The sequence below is a fragment of the Clostridia bacterium genome (assembly GCA_012840125.1).
Taxonomy (GTDB): Bacteria; Bacillota; DULZ01; order DULZ01; family DULZ01; genus DULZ01.
On record DULZ01000092.1, the window covers coordinates 55,455 to 74,346 of the forward strand.

The window sequence follows — 18,892 nt, forward strand, 5'->3', positions numbered from 1 at the left end:
GGAGAAACCGGAGGAAGAGCTCATGGGGGAGGGTTATTAAGTAATAACCACTAAGCTCTTCTGTAAAGCGCTTTACCAGTAATTATTATGGGCTGTTCATGTCAATAATATTCAGGGCAGGGAAAAATTTTTTGTGGATTTGACGATATTTGCGGTAAGGAACTCAATTGCCATGACAGGATATGCTATAATAGCTGTGGGTGGATATGGAAAATGCGGATCATTGCAGGAAAAAGGAAAGGGTTGCTGCTCCAGGCACCAAAAGGATATGATACCAGACCGACTATTGACCGGGTCAAAGAAGCCATGTTTAACGTTATTCAAGGCTATGAGCAGGATGCCCATGTTTTGGATCTTTTCGCCGGGACCGGAGCCCTCGGTCTCGAGGCATTAAGCCGGGGAGCTAGGCTGGCTGTTTTTGTGGAGAAACATCCGCCGGCTTGGCGGGTTTTGTCGGCCAACATTGCTAAAGCCGGTTTTCAAGATCAAGCTGTCGTGATTAAAGGTGATGCTTTAGTTTTCCTCCGGCAATACGAAGGTATGCCTTTCGATTTGATTTTTATCGATCCCCCCTACGGCAGCGATCTGGTGGTCCAGGTGTTAACCTCCATCTGCCGGAGAGGATTGCTGGCCCCTGGCGGGCTGGTGGTTTTGGAAACGGGAGTTAAGTACGGGCCTGTTCCGGCAGTACCCGGTTTACAATTACTAAAAGAGAAGATATACGGCGATACCATGCTTTTATTTTTTGAGCCTGCAAAGGAGGAAGAAGGTCATGGACGTATTTGAAATGCTCGATGAGTTGGAAGACATCATCGAAAGCGGTGCCAGGGTGCCCCTGACCGGCAAAGTGCTGGTGGATGCGGAAGAGGTTTTGGATTGCATCGATCAAATCCGCTCCGTATTGCCGGAAGAGATTCGGCAAGCCCGTTGGATTGCCAAGGAAAGAGAACGGGTGCTGGCCGATGCCAAGCAGGAAGCGGAAGAAACGCTGAAAAGAGCTCAAACCCAGATCGAACAAATGGCCCTCGAGAACGAAGTGGTTAAAATAGCGGAGCAAAAGGCCCAGGAGATTTTAGCCAGGGCCAAAGCCATTGAATTGGAGATGCGTGACGGAGCTACGGCTTATGCGGAGCAGATCTTGGAACAACTGGAGAACAATTTGAATAAGGCGCTGGAGAGCATTAGGGAAAGCAAATCTGAGCTCCAGGGCCTGAAAGCACAAGTAGGATAAATACCGGTTAGGTTCGGATGCTGCGCCGTAAAACCGCCATTAGGCTCATGCAAGACAGGAGCCCCAGGATGGCGGCCATCGTCTTGACACTCTGCAGTACCAGGGTCCAGGCAGAAGGGGGCCGGACCTGGATGACTTCCAAGCTCAGGAAGGGCAGCACCGAAAGCCCGGCGATGAAAGTAATTATCCCCGAGAGGCAGGCTTGCAATCCCCTGGCTAAGAAGTAAGGACCGAAAGGGATCCCGGCTTCGCTGGTAAATGCGGCTACCTGGGCGTGGACCGCCACCCCCGCCCATCCCAAGAGGAGACTGGTACATACCAGCTGCTGCAGGAAGGGAGCATTGCTTTCGGAGACCATTTTGATCCCGATGGTCATTTCCAATAAACCGCTGGCGAGGGGTACGAGGAGGTCCGGGGCAAACCCCAGGGGAATGAGAAAATAACCGATGGCAGCCCCGGCGATTTTGACGAACCCCAGCAGGGTCAAAATTTCAATCAGCACCGAGAAAACAATGATAAAGCCACCAACGACCAGGATATTCTGCATGGCTTTCTTGGTGGCATCGCCTAACAGGTGCCCAAAGGGTTTGTGGTTCGCCTGCCGGGCTTTCTCCATATGGCTGACCGCCAGCCGGAACAAGGTCCGGAGCGGGTACCCGGCCGCGGGTGCAGTTTTTGGTGGGGAAAGATATTTTAAGAAAACCCCGGTGATGATGTTGGCGCTGTAGTGGCTTAGGGCCAGCAGCCAGCCTACTTGGGGTAGGTGCAAAAACCCCACCGCCACGGAACTCAACATGAACAAGGGAGACGCGTTGTTGGTAAAGGCCACCAAGCGGGCGGCTTCTTCCCGGTCGATTAAGTTCTGCCTGTGGAGCTGGGACGTGAGAATGCCCCCGATGGGAGCTCCGGAGGTATAACCGGCGGCTACTACCAGGGCCCCGGCGCCTGGGACGTTAAAAAGGGGCCGCATCACCGGTTCTAAGAAAATGCTGAGGAAATGGACCACGCCCAATTGGATCATCAGTTCGGAAATGACGAAAAAAGGGAACAGTCCCGGAAATACAACTTGCCACCAGGTATCGATCCCTCGCTTGGCCGCCGGGAAAATCTGCTGGGGATGGAGCATCATGATGGCGGCCAGGCACAGGAGCAGGGTGAGGCGGAGTAATGATGTCCAGCCTTGCTTAGGGAGAAGATGCATATCCGGTTGACCTCCAGGCATGTTCTTTTATAATCTATTACTGGTATGATGGTTTCTAGCACCAGTTTCAGGGGAAAACTTTAAGGAGGCAAGGTTATGAACAAGACCCCGACAGTGGGGTTGGTTTTGGGAGCCGGTGCGGCCAAAGGTTTTGCTCATTTAGGGGTACTGAAAGTGTTGGAGGAGGAAAATATTCCTTTTGATCTAATCGTGGGCTGCAGCATGGGGAGTGTCTTCGGCGCTTTGTACGGTGCAGGAGTGGATTTGCACTTGCTGGAAAAGATGCTGGAGCACCTGCCCCAGAAACAACTGTTTGACCTAGCCGTGCCTAAAATGGGTTTGATCCGGGGACATCGCTTGGAAACACTGCTGCGCTTGTTGACGAAAGACAAGGACTTTTCCGAGCTGGACATCCCTGTTTATGTAGTAGCGGTGGACATTGAAAAAGGAGAAAAAGTAGTTATCAATGAAGGCTCGGTGGCCGAAGCGGTCAGGGGCAGCATTGCCATTCCCGGTGTTTTTGCCCCCAAGCGCTGGCGCGATAGGCTGCTGGTGGACGGGGCCGTTTTGGAGCGCGTTCCGGTGGGCGTAGCCCGGAAATGCGGTGCTGACATTGTCATTGCCGTTGATGTTAAATTTGGAGGTGATACCCGGAGGGAATTCAAGATTACCAATATTTTCGAGGTTTTCTTGCATTCCATTGAGCTCATGGAGCGGGAGGTAGCCCGGCCCTATTTGGCGGAGGCGGATATATTGATCCAACCCGATTTAGCTCACATTGCCAGCTCTGAGTTCAGTCGCTTTAAGGAATGTATCGCTATCGGAGAAGCTGCGGCCAGGAGGGCTGTTCCTCAAATCAAACAGCTCCTGACTGAATGTGGTATTGACTGCAGCAATGGGTTGTCCCAAAGAAAGCAAAGGAGGACGTAATAACAATGAAGATTTTAGTATTGAATTGCGGGAGCTCTTCCGTGAAGTATCAATTGTTTGACCTGGAGCAGGAGGCTGTGATTGCCAAGGGCTTGGTGGAAAGGATCGGCTTGGCGCAAGCGGTTCTGAATCACCAGCCTCAGGGCAGGGACAAAATGGTCTTTCAAGAGGAGATTCCCGATCACAGCACCGCCATTAAACTGGTGTTGGATGCCCTGGTCCACCCGGAATATGGTGTCCTGGCAAGTATTGACGAGATAGAAGCCGTCGGGCACCGGACCGTGCACGGCGGCAGTGAGTTTGCCCAGTCGGTATTGATCGACGATGAAATCATGGCCACTTTGAAGCGGTTGTATGATTTGGCACCTTTACATAATCCCCCCGCCGTTAAAGGCATCGAGGCCTGCCAGCGGATTTTGCCCACCGTGCCCCAGGTAGCTGTCTTTGATACCGCTTTCCATCAAACCATGCCCCCGCATGCTTATCTATACAGCTTGCCATATGAGCTTTATGAAAAATACGGCATCCGCCGTTATGGTTTCCATGGGACTTCTCACAAGTATGTGGCCCGGAAAGGTGCCGAGTTCCTCGGACGTTCCGTGGACGAACTCAAGATCGTTACCTGCCATCTGGGTAACGGTGCTTCCGTGACGGCCATCGACCGGGGCAAATCCATTGACACCAGCATGGGCTTTACTCCTTTGGAAGGGTTAACCATGGGTACCCGTTGCGGCGATATGGACCCGGCCATCGTCACCTTTTTGATGGAAAAGGAGAAACTAAGCAGTAGCGGGCTCAATGAACTCATGAACAAGAAAAGCGGCGTGCTGGGAATTTCCGGGGTTTCCAGTGACTTCAGAGATTTGGAACAAGCCGCCGGGCAAGGACATGAAAGAGCTAAACTGGCACTGGACCGGTTTGCCTACGTAGTCAAGAAATACATCGGTGCTTATATGGCCGCTTTGGGTGGATTGGACCTGCTGGTTTTCACCGCCGGTTTAGGAGAAAACTCCGCCACCATGAGAGCAGCGATCTGTCAAGGCCTGGAGTGTTTCGGCATTGTCATCGATGAGGAAAAAAACCAAGTTCGGGGCCAAATAGCGGAGATTTCCCATGAGACGTCCCGGGTGAAGGTGCTGGTGGTGCCTACCAATGAGGAGTTAATGATTGCCCGGGAGACCCAAGAAATTGTCGAGCGGATTGACACTCGGGGATAGGCTTTAGTATAATGAGATTTGGTGTTTTTTGTTTGTGGTGGTGAGGCATTTGCGCGTTGATGTGTCTGAAGTCAAAAGAGTTCCGGGCAAAACGCTGCAATTGGAGCTGTCGACGACATGGGAGCACCCTCTTCACTGGCAAGGGGAAGAGTTGCCGTTCACGGGACCCCTGTCCGTCCATTTGACCCTGGAGGGACAAAAAGGGGGCACTATTCTGGTGCGCGGGCGCCTGGCGTCGGCACTGGGGGTGGAATGCAGCCGTTGTTTGGAACCTTTTGATTATCCCCTGGAGGCGGACTTTGAGGGAGCCTTCTTTCCGGAAGGAAAGCGCACGGACCGGGATGAGGAAGAGTTTGCCGGTCAATTCTATGCAGGTGATACCATTGAGCTTGACGATTTGCTGCAGCAGAGTATTTACTTAATCCTGCCGATGCAGTTCCTGTGCTCCCCCGGTTGCCAGGGTTTGTGTCCTCACTGCGGGAGAAGGAAGGAAGAAGGCTGTCATTGCCAAAGTGAGCAAGTTGATCCCCGGTTGGAAGTACTGAAGCAGTTGTTGCAAGAGAAGAGTTGAAAGGAGGGGTTTGCATGGGTGTACCAAAGCGGAGAGTATCCAAAGCGAGAAAAAACAAGCGCCGTTCCCAGTGGCTGAAGATTGGCATGCCGCATTTAACCGAATGTCCACAATGCCATGAACTGAAGCCCACTCATTCCCTGTGCCCGGCTTGTGGTTATTATAAAGGGAAGGCAGTCAATGCCGGTGAATAGTGTGTATGTTAAAGCAAGGTCCCTGCACCTTGCTTTAATTTTTTTTGAAAAAAATGTTTGCAAATCACGGGTAGTTATAATATACTCTAATAAGCTGATATTAGCACCAGATACTAAAGGTGGTTATCATGGAAGGCACTCCCCTGGATAAAGCTCAACGTCAGGAGCGGCTGCTGGCTTACCTCAAAGATAACCCGTTTGCTACGGATCGAGAGTTGGCCGAGTACTTTTCCGTTAGTGTCCAGACCATCCGCCTGGACCGGCTGGCTTTGGGTATTCCCCAGGTGCGGGAAAGAGTGAGCCAGGTGGCCAAGGAGGCCTATGCTCAGGTGAAATCCCTGGAGGCTAAAGAGGTGGTAGGGGAGCTCATTGATATTAGGCTCAATCAAAGCGGTATCTCTATCTTAGATATCCAGGACGACAAGGTTTTGGAACGGAACCTGGTGGCCAGGGGTCATCACCTTTTCGCCCAGGCCAACTCACTGGCGGTGGCCATCATTGATGCTCCGGTGGTTTTAACAGGCAGTGCCAGGGTGCGTTATAAAAAGCCGGTCAAACTGGGAGACCGGGTGATTGCCAAAGCTACGGTGAAAGTGCAACGTGGTAATACATATTTGGTTTCCGTTTATTCTTACGTGGGGAATGACATCGTATTCAAGGGGCAGTTTATCGTGACGGCCCCAAGATAAGGAGTGAAGGGAAAGTTGCGGATTGCGGTAGATGCCATGGGAGGGGATCATGCCCCACTGGAGATTGTTCAAGGAGCCGTGGCAGCAGCCCAGCGCTATAGTGATTGCACTGTCATATTGGTGGGCCGCGAAGAAGTTGTGGCAGAGGAACTGGCCAAGTACCCTCAACTTCCCAATATCAGGATTGTGCACGCTCCTGATTTGGTAGCCATGGATGAACAGCCGGCCATAGCCCTGCGCCGGAAAAAAGGCACCACTTCCATTGGGGTGGCTACCGAACTGGTGAAACAAGGGGAAGCGGATGCCCTGGTGTCAGCTGGCAGCACCGGTGCCCAGATGGCGGCGGCTTTGCTGATCTTGGGTAGGATTAAAGGCATCCAGCGGCCGGCCATTACCACCCTTTTTCCTTCGTTAAACAAGCCTACCGTCCTGCTGGATGTGGGAGCCAATACTAATGTGGAAGCAGAACACTTGCTCCAGTTTGCCGTGATGGGCAGTATTTATGCGGAAAAGATCTTGGGTCGGCAAAACCCTTCGGTCGGTTTGTTGAATATAGGTACGGAACCGAATAAGGGTAATGACCAGGTGAAAGAAGCCTTCACCCTTTTGTCCCGGTCCTTTTTGAATTTTGCCGGCAATGTTGAGGCCAGGGATTTGCCCCAAGGTGTGGTGGATGTTTTAGTTTGTGACGGTTTTGTGGGCAATGTGGTCTTAAAACTGTCAGAAGGGCTAGGGACTACCATTTTTCAACTGCTGAAAGAAGAATTGACCGCCAACCTGCGCACCAAACTGGGAGCGGCCCTGGTGGCGCCGGGGCTGAAGCGATTAAGAAACATGATGGATTACGCCGAATACGGCGGGGCCCCTCTTTTGGGGGTCAAGGGTGTCAGCATTATCTGTCACGGCAGTTCTAAAGCCCGCGCCATTACCAACGCGATTAGAGTGGCTATGGACTGTGTGCAAATCCGGATGGTAGAACAAATCGAAGCCAGTGTGGCGAGAATCGGTAAAGGAGAAGACCAGGCATGACCCAGCCTTTTCGAGCTGTGATCGCCGGGACGGGCAGCTACGTCCCCGAAAGAATTGTAACCAATGATGATTTATCTCGCTTGGTGGACACCAGCGATGAGTGGATCCGGACGAGGACGGGAATCAGGGAAAGAAGAGTCTTGGCAGACGAACAAGCTACTTCTGATATGTGCCTGGAAGCGGCGCGGCAGGCGCTGGTGGACGCCCGGGTCAGCCCGGAGGAAATTGACCTGATCATCGTGGCGACGGTGACGCCGGACATGCTTTTTCCTTCCACGGCTTGCCTGGTGCAGGAGAAATTGGGTGCCGTCAACGCTGCTGCCTTTGACTTGTCCGCCGGTTGTACGGGATTTATTTACGGCCTGGCTACCGGAAGCCAATTTTTGGAGACAGGGCTCTATCGCACAGCCCTGGTTATCGGAGCGGATGCTTTAAGCCGCATTGTGAACTGGTCTGATCGCAGTACCTGTGTCCTGTTCGGTGACGGGGCCGGTGCCGTCGTGCTGCAGGGGATTCCCGGAACCAACTATGGTATATTGGGCAGTTATTTGAAATCAGACGGTGGAGGCGCAGGTTTACTGTGCCTGCCCGGCGGCGGTTCCCGCCGGCCTCCCTCTCCCGCCAGCCTGGCAGCGGGGCTGCACTACCTGCACATGGAGGGAAAAGAGGTTTTCAAATTTGCCGTGAAAGCCATGGAAGACGCGACAACTCAGACCCTCCAGGTGTGCGGTTTAACGGAAAAGGATGTGGATTTCCTCATCCCGCACCAGGCTAACATGCGGATTGTGGAAGCAGCCTTAAAGAGGCTGGAGCTGCCTAGAGAACGCGTCATCGTCAACTTGGATAAATACGGCAACATGTCCAGCGCTTCCGTCCCGGTAGCCATGGATGAAGCGGCTAGACTGGGGAGATTAAGGAGAGGAGACGTCTTGCTGCTGGTTGCTTTCGGGGCCGGGCTAACCTGGGGGGGAGTGGCCCTCAAATGGGCCAAGTAGAAAGGAGGGTGAGCTTTGGAAAGAATACTGCACACTGAGTTGTGTGACCTGCTGGGGATTGATTATCCCATCTTTCAGGGAGGGATGGCCTGGGTGGCTACCGGCGAACTGGCCGGGGCCGTATCACAAGCCGGAGGTCTCGGCATTATCGGCGCCGGCAATGCACCCCCGGAATGGGTGCGGCAGGAGATCCGCAAAGTCAAAGCCGTCACTGAAAAACCTTTTGGGGTGAATGTCTACTACATGTCACCGTATGTGGAAGAGGTCATCCGAGTGATTATAGAGGAACGGGTGCCCGTCATCACGACGGGTGCCGGTAATCCCGGCAAGCACATGGCTTTGCTAAAGCAGCATTCCGTGAAGGTGTTCCCGGTGGTATCTTCGGTAGCCCTGGCCAAAAGGCTGGTCCGGGCGGGAGCCGACGGGTTGATTGCCGAAGGCATGGAATGCGGTGGGCATGTAGGAGAGTTAACTACCATGGCGCTGGTTCCCCAGATCGTGGATGCCGTGGAGGTGCCGGTCATTGCCGCCGGCGGTATTGCCGACGGCCGGGGCCTGGTGGCCGCCCTGGCTTTAGGTGCCAAAGGTGTGCAGTTGGGAACCCGCTTTGTTTGTGCCACCGAATGTACTGTTCACCCCAATTATAAACAAGCGATTATGGATGCCAAGGACCGGGACACGGTCTTGACCGGCTTGCCGGGCCATGAAGTCCGGGTATTGAAAAACAAATTGACCAGAGAATTCATCAAACTGAGAAATGAGCAGGCGTCCCTGGCCCAGTTCGAGGAGTTGGGTCGAGGTCGCTTGAAACTGGCGGCTGTGGACGGGGATGTGGAAATGGGTTCCGTAATGGCGGGGCAAATCAGCGCCCTGGTGCAACGGGAAGAACCGGCGGAAGCCATCATCCGGGATCTGGTCCAGGGGGCCGTGCAGGTGCTCAAGGAACTGAGAAACTTTCCGATAGGTTAGGTGAGAAGATGCAGGGAAAAATTGCTTTTGTCTTCCCTGGGCAGGGATCCCAGTATCCGGGGATGGGACGGGAGCTTTATGAGAATTATCTTGCGGCCAGGCGGGTGTTTGAGGAAGCCGATGCCGTTGCTCCCCTGTCCCGGCTGTGTTTTGCAGGTTCCGAGGAGGAACTGCGCCAAACCGTCAATACCCAACCCGCGGTTTTAACGGCCAGTGTGGCTGCTTACCGGGTGCTGCAGTCTTTCGGCATCAAAGCGGATTTTGCGGCCGGCCATAGTTTAGGTGAGTATGCGGCTCTGGTGGCTGCCGGTGTATTGCGTTTTAAGGATGCGCTGCAAATCGTCATCACCAGGAGCCGGCTCATGGAACAAGCTGTGCCGCAAGGCACCGGGGGCATGGCTGCCGTGCTGGGACTGGGTGCCGAGGCCGTTACTGAGGTTTGCCGGGAAGCATCACAAAAGTCCCCGGTAGAGCCGGCCAATTTCAACTGCCCCGGGCAAGTGGTGATTGCGGGGTACATAGACGGGGTCAACGCGGCCATGGAATTGGCCAAGGCACGGGGTGCCAAACGGGTTATTCCTCTAAATGTGAGCGGCCCTTTTCATTCCAGTTTGATGGAACCCGCCGGGCGTAAGTTGCAAGAGGAACTGTCGAAATTCAGTTTCCATACCCCGGAGATTCCGGTAGTGGCCAACGTCTCCGCTGCCATTGCAGGTGATCCGGAGACCATTCGCTTCAACTTGGCCCAGCAGGTGTACCGCCCCGTGCGCTGGGAAGAGAGTGTGCGTTTCCTGTACCGGCAAGGTGTCAGGATCTTTATCGAAGTCGGGCCGGGAAAGGTGCTCACCGGTCTCATCAAGAAAACATTAAAAGACGTTTTGCTGCTCAATGTGGAAGATGAAGCGAGCCTACAATTAACCTTACAGGAACTTAAGGAGGTAGGTTGATGCTGTTAAAAGACAAAGTGGCGGTTGTGACGGGAAGCTCCAGGGGTATCGGTCGAGCTATCGCGCTGGCCCTGGCGGAGGAAGGATGCCATGTAGTCATCAATTATGTAGGCTGCGAAGCCCAAGCCAAAAGCCTGGCGGCGGAAATCGAAGCACGAGAGCGCCAAGCCCTGGTGGTAAGGGCCGACGTCAGTGACCGGAACGAAGCCGGCCGCCTGGTGGACAGTGCCTTGCAAGCCTTTGGGCGCATTGACATTTTAGTCAATAATGCCGGCATTACGCGGGATAACCTGCTGTTAAGAATGAGCCCGCAGGATTGGGACGCGGTGATCCAAACCAACTTGACCGGGGTTTTTAATTGTACGAAGCTGGCGCTCAAACCCATGCTCAAGCAGAGGTGGGGAAGGATCATTAACATTGCTTCCGTGTCTGGCATCGCCGGCAATCCCGGACAGGCGAATTATGCCGCGGCGAAAGCCGGGATCATCGCCTTTACCAAATCAGTGGCCAAGGAGGTGGCTTCCCGCAATATCCTGGTCAATGCCATTGCGCCCGGCTTCATTGCTACCGACATGACCGGGAAACTGCTGCAGGAGAACGAGGAAAAGCTGCTGGCTTCGATTCCGGTAGGGCGCTTGGGCCGGCCGGAAGAAATAGCGGGAGTGGCGGTTTTCTTAGCCTCCGAAAAGGCTAATTATATTACGGGCCAAACAATTGTAGTAGACGGTGGTTTAACAATATAGTAAACTTTGGAAGAATAGTAATATCACCGGAAGGGGGTGAATCTTTTGTCCACGGTTTTTGAGAAAATTAGAGCCATCGTGGTTGAGCAGCTGGGTGTGGAAGAAGACGAGGTAACCATGGAGACTACTTTCGAGTCTCTTAATGCCGACTCTTTAGATGTGGTGGAACTGGTGATGGCCTTGGAAGAGGAATTCGGGATCGAAATTCCTGATGAAGATGCCGAAAAACTTGTTACCGTAAAAGCTGCTGTAGACTATGTTACGCAAAAGATTAGCTAACCTTGTGTCCCGTAGTCTATCTACGGGATTTTTACTAAAGTTCAGTTAATAAATGTTTGGGGGAATGACGATGCCGCTTCCAAAGTTGCGAATAGGTCATTTAGAGGCTAAACTGCCCATTATTCAAGGTGGGATGGCCGTCCGCATCTCTACGGCGCCTTTGGCCGCTGCTGTGGCAAATGAAGGTGGAATTGGCCTCATTGCCGGTACGGGTATGACTGTACCGGAATTAATCCAGGAAATCAGGCGGGCCAGGCAGCTCTCCAAAGGCATTATAGGCGTCAATGTGATGTTTGCGGTGCGGGAATTCGCAAGCTTGGTGGGGGCGGCACTCGAGGAAGGCATTGACCTGATTGTCTCGGGAGCAGGTTTTTCCCGGGACATGTTCCAGTGGGGTAAGCATTATCAAACACCGGTGGTACCCATTGTATCGTCCCCACGCTTTGCCAAGCTGGCGGAAAGCCTGGGCGCCGGCGCCGTCATTGTGGAAAGCGGGGATGCGGGGGGACACCTGGCCACTTTGGAGCCATTGCGCAAGATCTTACCAGCGGTGCGAGAGGCCGTCAAGATCCCGGTCATTGCCGCCGGGGGCATCTTCAGCGGGCACGATATTCTGGATGCTTTAGCCATGGGTGCAGACGGGGTTCAGATGGGAACCCGTTTTGCAGCCGCGAAGGAATCCAATGCTTCCGAAGCATTTAAACGTCTTTACCTGGAGGCCACGGAAGAGGACCTGGTGTTGATAGACAGCCCAGTCGGGCTGCCTGGTAGAGGTATCCGCAGCGAATTGGTGCGTCGCTTGGAAAAGGAACAACAACTACCGCCGCGGCAGTGCAGGCAATGTCTAAAACGATGCTCGCGCCGCTTCTGTATTAAGGATGCCCTGGAGAAGGCGCAAAGGGGTATTGTCCAGGAAGGTTTGTTCTTTGCGGGAACCAAGGTCAGCCAGGTCAAGGAGATTCTATCGGTGAAAGAAATATTCCAAAGGATCTTGTCGGAGATAGAGAGTATAGGCGAAAGGAGGTAAACCTGTGAAAAAGCGGGTAGTGATTACCGGCATGGGTGTGATCTCGCCTGTGGGCACAGGGGTTGACGCCTTTTGGGACTCCTTGATTAACGGGCGTTCCGGGTTGGGACCGGTTACTAATTTTGATGCATCGAACCTGCCCACCAGGATTGCGGGAGAAGTGAGGGATTTTGACCCGCTGCAGTATCTGGACAAAAAAGAAGCCAGGCGCATGGATCGCTTTACCCAGTTTGCCCTGTCTGCTGCGCAAATGGCCGTTGCCGACGCCCGGTTGGAAGTTGATAGCGTAGATAAAGAGAGATTGGGTGTCGTCTTAGGAACCGGCATCGGTGGTACCTGGACTTTCGAAGAACAGCACCGGGTGCTGTTGGAACGGGGCCCCAGTCGAGTCAGTCCCTTTTTCGTGCCGATGATGATCGCCAATTTGGCTGCAGGCCAGATTTCCATTTGGCTTAAAGCCCTCGGACCCAATTACACGGTGGTAAGTGCCTGCGCTTCAGCTACCAATGCCATCGGCGAGGCCTTTAAGGTCATTCAAAGAGGTGATGCTGATTGTGTCATTACCGGCGGCACAGAGGCGGCCGTTACACCCATGTCCATGGCCGGGTTCTGTGCTATGAAGGCCATGTCCACCAGAAATGACGATCCCCAAGGCGCGTCCAGACCCTTTGATAAGGAACGAGATGGTTTTGTCTTAAGCGAAGGAGCCGGTATCCTGGTGCTGGAGACTTTAGAGCATGCCCAGAAGCGAGGTGCCAGGATTTATGGAGAGCTGGCCGGCTACGGTTGCACCGCCGATGCATACCACATTACCGCCCCGGCCCCAGACGGTTCCAGGGCGGCGCGGGCCATGGAGTTAGCTTTACAGGATGCGGGAATTCTACCGGCTGAAGTTGACTATATTAATGCCCACGGCACCTCCACGGACTTAAACGATAAACTGGAAACCCTGGCCATTAAGAAAGTATTCGGTGACCACGCTTACCGGGTACCTGTCAGCTCTACCAAATCCATGACCGGTCATTTGCTGGGAGCGGCCGGTGCGGTGGAAGCCATTGCTTGTGTGCTGGCGATTAATCGCGGCATCATCCCGCCGACCATTAATTATGAGAACCCGGATCCCGAGTGTGACTTGGACTACGTCCCCAATCAAGCTCGCCGGGCTCAGGTTGAGGTAGCTCTGTCTAATTCCTTCGGTTTTGGGGGGCATAATGCAACTATTGTCATCAAAAGTTTTCGGCAATAATGTTTGGAGGATTTTAACTCATGCTGGCTGTACGGTTAAAGCATCTGCAGGAATTGGCTGAGAAACTATCGGTCAGAATGAATGCTTGGGAACTATTAAACGAAGCGTTGACCCACCGGACTTATACGGCGGAACATCCCGGCCAGAGGTTGAGGGACAACCAGCGCCTGGAATTCCTGGGCGATGCCGTATTGGGTATGATCGTGGCGGATTATCTTTTTTCCCGTTTTCCCGATAAAGCAGAAGGAGATTTAACTCGCATGCGGGCGGCGGTGGTTTGTGAAGCGGCGCTGGCCCGCTTGGCATTCAAGTTGGATTTGGGGAAGTATCTCCTGTTGGGCAAAGGAGAGGACTTGTCCGGCGGTCGCTACCGTGCCTCCACCTTAAGTGATGCCGTGGAAGCCATCATCGGAGCCGTGTTTCTTGACCAGGGTTTGGAAAAAACAAAGGAAATGGTACTTGCCTTTCTAAAAGATGAGATCGAGGAAGTGGCCCAAAGAGGCAGCAGGGATTTCAAAACCGCCTTGCAGGAACTGGTTCATCGCCTGTACGAGGATGTCGTTACCTATGACGTGATTCAAGAGACGGGGCCTGATCACAATAAACGATATGAAATGGGAGTTATTATCAAGGGAATTCTGGTAGCTACCGGCAAGGGCCGGAGCAAGAAGGAAGCAGAACAACAGGCGGCGGAAAAGGCGCTTAATAAACTCAAAGCTAAATATAAATTGGAAATATAGGGCGCAACGGTGCCTCAACCGGTTCATGAACAACACCGGTAACCGGTGTTAATCGTGGGATTCAGGTGACGATCCGGGGATAAGCCGGGTCGCCCCCGGGTGTCTCCCATCGGCACTTGAGGGTGTTCAGGGATTGGCGTTTTTCCCCGGGCTCCCTCAGTTCAATTCTGCCTTTACGGTTGACACCGCTTGCCCTTTTTTGTTTACGGTCTTAGGCGCGGGTGCGCCTATTTTTTTACAAAGATCCGGCTGTCGTGTTAAAATATTAGAGTGATTGGAAAAAAGCCGCTGGAGGTTAGAGGGTTGTTTCTAAAGTCCATCGAAATTCAAGGTTTTAAATCCTTTGCCGATAAAGTACGTTTGGAATTCGGTCCCGGTATTACCTGTATCGTGGGGCCTAACGGCAGCGGGAAAAGCAACATCTGTGACGCGATTCGCTGGGTGTTAGGGGAGCAGAGTTTGAAAGCTTTGCGGGGCAGCAAATGGGAGGACATCATCTTTAGCGGCAGCGAGGGACGGAAGCCCCTGGGCATGGCCTCGGTCACCCTGGTTTTTGATAACAGCACCGGGCTCCTGCCTTTGGATTTTAGTGAAGTAACGGTCTCCCGCCGGGTTTATCGTTCCGGCGAGAGTGAGTTTTATATTAACAGAGTTCCTTGCCGCCTCAAAGACATTCACGAATTGTTTCACGACACCGGGTTGGGGAAAGAGGCTTTTGCCATCATTGGGCAGGGGCAAGTAGACGCCATTCTCAGTTCCAGGCCGGAAGAGCGCCGGGCTTTGTTCGAGGAAGCGGCCGGTATCGTTCGCTATCGCAACCGGAAGGCAGAAGCAACCAAGAAGCTGGAACACACCAGTGCCAATCTGGACCGGCTGCAGGACCTGCTGTTTGAGTTGGAGCAAAACTTAATCCCTTTAGAGGAGGAGGCCTGCAAGGCCCAGCGGTATCAGGCCTTGAGTGAAGAATTGGCGGCTTTGGAGATCAGCTTGTCTTGCCTGGACATGGAACGAATAGCCGGCGCCCGGCAAAAAGTAGGGGAGGAGAAAGCGGCTCTAGAGCAAGCTCTCTGGCAAAAAGAAACCGATTACAGCCTTTTGGCCGGTCGTTTGGAGGAATTAGCTCTTGCACAGCAAAAACTCAAAGAACAGGAACAAGCCCGGCAAGGGGATTTGTTTCGCCTGGAGCAGGAACTGCAACACACCCAAGGGCAAATGGTATTGACCCAGGACAGGCTCGCGTCCCTAAAGGAGCGACAGGAGTCCATCCGACAAGAAAGACAGCGCAACCTGGCGAAGCTGGAGCAACTGGAGTTGGAGTACCGGGAGTACAAGAAGCAGCTTGACACTTTGGCCGGTAGTTATGAAGTGCAAAAAGGGCAGCTGGCCGGCCGGGAGGAGCAGCTGGATGCTTGCCAGCAGGACCTGGCCCGTTGTCAAACCACTGCCGCTCAATTGAAGAACGATCTCTTTGACATAGAACAACATCTCCTTTCCTGTCAAAACTCCTGTTTGGAAATCCAGTATGAATTGAAAAACCTTAATCACCAGGAACAAAAACTGGCCCACAGCGAGATAGCTTTTGAACGGCAGCAAAAGGAACTGCAGGAGACTATAGCGGTCATCAGCAATAAGATAGCCGCCGGCAAAGAACAATTAGAAGCGCACCGGGAGCGGTACCGGCAAGTTCTCACCGGTCAGGGGGAAACCCAGCGGTATATCGCGGGCATCCAGGAGCAATTGAAGCAGTTGGACCGGAAAATGCATGCCACCCTCTCCCGCTGCAAAGTGCTGGAAGAAATGAAAGAGAACCTGGAAGGGTATCACGGGGGCATTCGCAACCTGCTAAAAGTGGGCATGAAAACCGGGGCTTTCAAGCTGGCCGGCGTGGTGGGGGAACTGCTGGAGGTGCCTCCTGCCTATGAAAAAGCGATTGAGACTGCCCTCGGCGGCGCCATCCAGTATTTAGTGGCGGAGACAGATGAGGAAGCCCGGAAAGCCATTGATTGGTTAAAACGAGAAAGAGCAGGCCGGGCGACTTTTTTGCCGTTGAATACTTTGCAGCCCCGGAAGTTTCCCCGGGGTTTTCTCCCCCTGTTAACCGGGGCGGGAGTGATAGGGCTGGCCTCGGAACTGGTAAAGATCGCACCGGGGCAGGAACCGGTGCTCGAATACTTATTAGGTAACGTGGTGGTGGTCAAGGACCTGAGCGTGGCTTTATCCATTGCCAGGAAAAGCGGTTATGCGGTGAAAGTGGTGACCCTGGACGGGGAAGTGGTGTACCCGGGAGGATCCCTTACGGGAGGCAGTTACAAAACCAGGGAAACCGGTTTGTTGGGCCGCAGCCGGGAAATAGCTGAACAGAAAAAGATATTGGGTGATCTCAAAGCCCAGGAAGAAGAATGGCTGGCAAAACTGCATCAAGCTGAAACACAGCGGGAACGGCTGCAACATGAGGAGGAAGAATTGAGGGCCAGGCAAAGCCAGCTGGAGTTGGAAATCCTCAATCTGGAAAGGGAGCAGGAAAGGCTGCGGCAGGACTTGGCGCAAGAAGAGCAGGCATGGCAGCACAGGGCCTGGGAAAGGGAGCAGCTGCAGGCGGCCCAAAGGAGTTTGCTGGAAAAACTGGCCGGGCTGGAGCAGGACAGGGAGCAAACGGGGCGGCGCAAGGATGAGTTGCTGCGTCTTCTGGAAGAGACTACTAGGAAAGAGGCCTCTTTGCAGGAAACCATAAAACAGTTGAGTCAGACAGTAACGGAAGATAAAATCCGGTTGGCTGCTCTAAAAGAACAGTTAAAATCCCTGGAGAATTCCATCAATCACTATGAAGGGAATTACCGGGAACTACAGCAAAAGGATCAAGCTTTGGCGGACGAGTTAGGCCAGTTAGAACAAAAGGCAGAGGGGCTCATGGCTTCTTTGGCAGCTTTGAAGGAACAAGAAATCAAACTGCAGCATGAGTGGCGTGAGTTGGAAAAAAGCCGGCAAAGCCTGACGGTCCACGGGCAGGAAGTCCATCAAGAGCTCCAAGAACTGCAAAAGGAAACCGGCCGGCTGGCCAGGGAATTAAAAGAATTAAAGGAGCGGCAGCATCAACTGGAGGTGCAGCAAACCAGGCTGGATGTGGAATGGGATAACGCCGTGCTGAGGCTGAAGGAGAAATTCCAGCTTACCTGGGAGCAGGCCCAGGCCCAGCGGGTGCCGCTGCCGTCACGAGGACAAGCGGAAACAAGAATTAAATCCTTGAAAAAAGAGATTGAGGCCCTGGGTTTGGTTAACCCGAACGCTTTGGCGGAGTACCGGCGCATGAAAGACAGGTATGACTTCTTGACGCTGCAGCAAAAGGACCTCCTGAAAGCGCGGGATGGACTGTTTCAAGTAATCCAAGAGATGGAAAGAATCATGAGTCTCCGTTTTAAAGAAACACTCCGGGCGGTGGAACAAGCTTTTCAGGAGACCTTTGCTTACTTTTTTGGCGGCGGCAAGGCAACCCTGGCGCTGACGGTGCCGGACAATCTTCTGGAGAGCGGGATCGAGATTGTGGTGCAACCCCCGGGCAAAAAGATGCAAAACCTGTCCTTGCTGTCCGGCGGGGAGAGGGCCCTCACCGCCACGGCTCTTTTGTTTGCCCTGTTAATGGTCAAGCCCAGTCCCCTGTGCGTGTTGGATGAAATAGATGCCAACCTGGATGAAGCCAATGTGGACCGCTTTGCCGGTTACTTGCGCAAGTTTATCGATAAAACCCAGTTCATCCTGATCTCCCACCGGCAAGGCACCATGGAGTCCGCCGACGCCCTGTACGGGGTGACCATGGAAAAATCAGGTGTTTCCAGGCTTGTATCCGTAAAGCTGGCGCCGGCCGGTGAAGTTGGTTGACGAGCCTCACCCGTTGCATCCCTTTGCTTCTCATGCTAAAATGATACGACTATGGACGAGGGGGTTTTATCATTGGGATTTTTTGATAAATTGAAAGCGGGATTAACCAAAACCAGGGAGGGTTTGGTCAGCAAAGTTAACTCTTTAATTTCGGGACATAAGCAAATCGATGAGGAATTCTTTGAAGAACTGGAGGAGATCCTCATCCAGAGTGACGTGGGCGTGGACACCTCCTTGAGCCTGGTGGAACGAGTTAGGCAAACCGCCAAGGAGAAAAAGGCCACCAGCGGCGAGGAAGTCAAGGAAATCCTCAAGGAAGAGATCAAGCAAATCCTTGCTGCGGCAAGCCATAGTATCAACCTGCAGCCGAACTCCCTCACAGTAATCCTGGTGGTGGGCGTGAACGGTGCCGGGAAGACTACCACCATTGGCAAACTGGCTGCCGGTTTTGTCAAGGACGGGAAAAAGGTGGTGCTGGCGGCGGCGGATACCTTCCGGGCGGCAGCCATTGAACAGCTGGAGGTGTGGGCCCAGCGGAGCGGGGCCCAGCTGATCAAACATCAAGAAGGCTCTGACCCGGCGGCGGTAGCGTTTGACGGTTTGCAGGCAGCCAGATCCCGCGGGGCGGACGTGTTGTTGATTGATACCGCCGGTAGGCTGCAGAATAAGAAGAATCTCATGAATGAATTGAATAAAATCGTGCGGGTACTGAAGCGGGAAATACCGGAAGCTCCCCACGAAGTATTGCTGGTCCTTGATGCTACCACCGGGCAAAACGCTTTATCGCAGGCCTTGATCTTTAAGGAAACCGCCAGTGTAACCGGAATCGTCCTAACCAAGCTTGACGGGACCGCCAAAGGAGGGGTTATCATCCCGGTGGCGGATCAGATGAGCATCCCGGTGAAGTACATCGGCGTCGGGGAAGGCATTGACGATTTAAAGCCTTTCCAAGCGGGAGAGTTTGTGGAGGCCTTGTTTGCTGAGTGAGAATCTTTGCCGAAGGAGGGCTAA

Annotated in this window: 19 protein-coding genes; 18 read left to right on the top strand and 1 reads right to left on the bottom strand. The window is 53.4% G+C overall.

All coding sequences use genetic code 11. The annotated features are described in order from the left end of the window. The first annotated feature begins 213 nt into the window (after positions 1–213). Positions 214–786, top strand: a complete 573-nt coding sequence (gene rsmD / locus GXX34_10725; GenBank protein HHW07977.1) for a 16S rRNA (guanine(966)-N(2))-methyltransferase RsmD — start codon at positions 214–216, stop codon at positions 784–786. Then, on the top strand, positions 773–1,231 hold the full coding sequence (locus tag GXX34_10730; protein ID HHW07978.1) for an ATPase: 459 nt from the start codon (positions 773–775) through the stop codon (positions 1,229–1,231). The genes rsmD and GXX34_10730 overlap by 14 nt, the downstream gene beginning before the upstream one ends. A gap of 7 nt (positions 1,232–1,238) precedes the next feature. On the opposite strand, the gene ylbJ is transcribed toward GXX34_10730, so the two are convergent. Beyond that, positions 1,239–2,432 carry a sporulation integral membrane protein YlbJ gene (gene ylbJ / locus GXX34_10735; protein HHW07979.1) on the bottom strand — a complete coding sequence of 398 codons (1,194 nt, stop codon included), beginning with the start codon at positions 2,430–2,432 and terminating at the stop codon, positions 1,239–1,241. A 96-nt stretch (positions 2,433–2,528) separates the two neighbouring features. Here ylbJ and GXX34_10740 point away from each other — a divergent pair, with 96 nt between their 5' ends. The 16 genes from GXX34_10740 (at position 2,529) to ftsY (ending at position 18,868) form a co-directional block, all read left to right on the top strand. Then, positions 2,529–3,362, top strand: a complete 834-nt coding sequence (locus GXX34_10740) for a patatin family protein (GenBank protein ID HHW07980.1) — start codon at positions 2,529–2,531, stop codon at positions 3,360–3,362. Positions 3,363–3,367: 5 nt separating this feature from the next. Next, positions 3,368–4,579 (top strand): acetate kinase, encoded by a 1,212-nt coding sequence (locus GXX34_10745; GenBank protein ID HHW07981.1) that lies wholly within the window; start codon positions 3,368–3,370, stop codon positions 4,577–4,579. A gap of 28 nt (positions 4,580–4,607) precedes the next feature. After that, positions 4,608–5,150, top strand: a complete 543-nt coding sequence (locus tag GXX34_10750) for a DUF177 domain-containing protein (protein HHW07982.1) — start codon at positions 4,608–4,610, stop codon at positions 5,148–5,150. 14 nt (positions 5,151–5,164) lie between these two features. After that, positions 5,165–5,344, top strand: a complete 180-nt coding sequence (gene rpmF / locus GXX34_10755) for a 50S ribosomal protein L32 (protein ID HHW07983.1) — start codon at positions 5,165–5,167, stop codon at positions 5,342–5,344. A gap of 128 nt (positions 5,345–5,472) precedes the next feature. Continuing rightward, positions 5,473–6,033 carry a transcription factor FapR gene (fapR, locus tag GXX34_10760; protein ID HHW07984.1) on the top strand — a complete coding sequence of 187 codons (561 nt, stop codon included), beginning with the start codon at positions 5,473–5,475 and terminating at the stop codon, positions 6,031–6,033. Between the two features lie 15 nt (positions 6,034–6,048). After that, complete coding sequence (gene plsX, locus GXX34_10765) at positions 6,049–7,062, top strand: phosphate acyltransferase PlsX (protein ID HHW07985.1); 1,014 nt, start codon at positions 6,049–6,051, stop codon at positions 7,060–7,062. After that, positions 7,059–8,057: a ketoacyl-ACP synthase III gene (locus GXX34_10770; GenBank protein HHW07986.1), complete on the top strand. Its 999-nt coding sequence runs from the start codon at positions 7,059–7,061 to the stop codon at positions 8,055–8,057. Before plsX ends, GXX34_10770 begins: the two co-directional genes overlap by 4 nt. 24 nt (positions 8,058–8,081) lie before the next feature. Then, positions 8,082–9,026, top strand: coding sequence for an enoyl-[acyl-carrier-protein] reductase FabK (fabK, locus tag GXX34_10775; GenBank protein HHW07987.1), 945 nt, complete (start codon positions 8,082–8,084; stop codon positions 9,024–9,026). 8 nt (positions 9,027–9,034) lie between these two features. Further along, positions 9,035–9,973: an ACP S-malonyltransferase gene (gene fabD, locus GXX34_10780; GenBank protein HHW07988.1), complete on the top strand. Its 939-nt coding sequence runs from the start codon at positions 9,035–9,037 to the stop codon at positions 9,971–9,973. A gap of 2 nt (positions 9,974–9,975) precedes the next feature. Continuing rightward, on the top strand, positions 9,976–10,716 hold the full coding sequence (gene fabG / locus GXX34_10785; GenBank protein ID HHW07989.1) for a 3-oxoacyl-[acyl-carrier-protein] reductase: 741 nt from the start codon (positions 9,976–9,978) through the stop codon (positions 10,714–10,716). Between the two features lie 45 nt (positions 10,717–10,761). Next, positions 10,762–10,995 carry an acyl carrier protein gene (gene acpP, locus GXX34_10790; protein ID HHW07990.1) on the top strand — a complete coding sequence of 78 codons (234 nt, stop codon included), beginning with the start codon at positions 10,762–10,764 and terminating at the stop codon, positions 10,993–10,995. A 70-nt stretch (positions 10,996–11,065) separates the two neighbouring features. Further along, the gene (locus GXX34_10795) at positions 11,066–12,022 is read left to right on the top strand and encodes a nitronate monooxygenase (protein HHW07991.1); all 957 of its coding nucleotides are present in this window, start codon (positions 11,066–11,068) and stop codon (positions 12,020–12,022) included. A gap of 4 nt (positions 12,023–12,026) precedes the next feature. Continuing rightward, complete coding sequence (fabF, locus tag GXX34_10800; GenBank protein ID HHW07992.1) at positions 12,027–13,268, top strand: beta-ketoacyl-ACP synthase II; 1,242 nt, start codon at positions 12,027–12,029, stop codon at positions 13,266–13,268. A gap of 20 nt (positions 13,269–13,288) precedes the next feature. Continuing rightward, positions 13,289–14,008, top strand: coding sequence for a ribonuclease III (gene rnc, locus GXX34_10805; GenBank protein HHW07993.1), 720 nt, complete (start codon positions 13,289–13,291; stop codon positions 14,006–14,008). 303 nt (positions 14,009–14,311) lie between these two features. Beyond that, on the top strand, positions 14,312–17,881 hold the full coding sequence (gene smc, locus GXX34_10810; protein HHW07994.1) for a chromosome segregation protein SMC: 3,570 nt from the start codon (positions 14,312–14,314) through the stop codon (positions 17,879–17,881). 51 nt (positions 17,882–17,932) lie between these two features. Beyond that, complete coding sequence (ftsY, locus tag GXX34_10815) at positions 17,933–18,868, top strand: signal recognition particle-docking protein FtsY (protein HHW07995.1); 936 nt, start codon at positions 17,933–17,935, stop codon at positions 18,866–18,868. Positions 18,869–18,892: the final 24 nt, after the last annotated feature.

Excerpts from the sequence above, each read along its gene's own strand:
- ftsY (HHW07995.1), top strand. The coding sequence starts at position 17,933 with ATGGACGAGGGGGTTTTATCATTGGGATTTTTTGATAAATTGAAAGCG.
- fabD (HHW07988.1), top strand. The coding sequence starts at position 9,035 with ATGCAGGGAAAAATTGCTTTTGTCTTCCCTGGGCAGGGATCCCAGTAT.
- rnc (HHW07993.1), top strand. The coding sequence starts at position 13,289 with ATGCTGGCTGTACGGTTAAAGCATCTGCAGGAATTGGCTGAGAAACTA.
- fapR (HHW07984.1), top strand. The coding sequence starts at position 5,473 with ATGGAAGGCACTCCCCTGGATAAAGCTCAACGTCAGGAGCGGCTGCTG.
- rpmF (HHW07983.1), top strand. The coding sequence starts at position 5,165 with ATGGGTGTACCAAAGCGGAGAGTATCCAAAGCGAGAAAAAACAAGCGC.
- GXX34_10740 (HHW07980.1), top strand. The coding sequence starts at position 2,529 with ATGAACAAGACCCCGACAGTGGGGTTGGTTTTGGGAGCCGGTGCGGCC.
- GXX34_10745 (HHW07981.1), top strand. The coding sequence starts at position 3,368 with ATGAAGATTTTAGTATTGAATTGCGGGAGCTCTTCCGTGAAGTATCAA.
- ylbJ (HHW07979.1), bottom strand. The coding sequence starts at position 2,432 with ATGCATCTTCTCCCTAAGCAAGGCTGGACATCATTACTCCGCCTCACC.
- GXX34_10795 (HHW07991.1), top strand. The coding sequence starts at position 11,066 with ATGCCGCTTCCAAAGTTGCGAATAGGTCATTTAGAGGCTAAACTGCCC.
- rsmD (HHW07977.1), top strand. The coding sequence starts at position 214 with ATGCGGATCATTGCAGGAAAAAGGAAAGGGTTGCTGCTCCAGGCACCA.
- GXX34_10770 (HHW07986.1), top strand. The coding sequence starts at position 7,059 with ATGACCCAGCCTTTTCGAGCTGTGATCGCCGGGACGGGCAGCTACGTC.
- GXX34_10730 (HHW07978.1), top strand. The coding sequence starts at position 773 with ATGGACGTATTTGAAATGCTCGATGAGTTGGAAGACATCATCGAAAGC.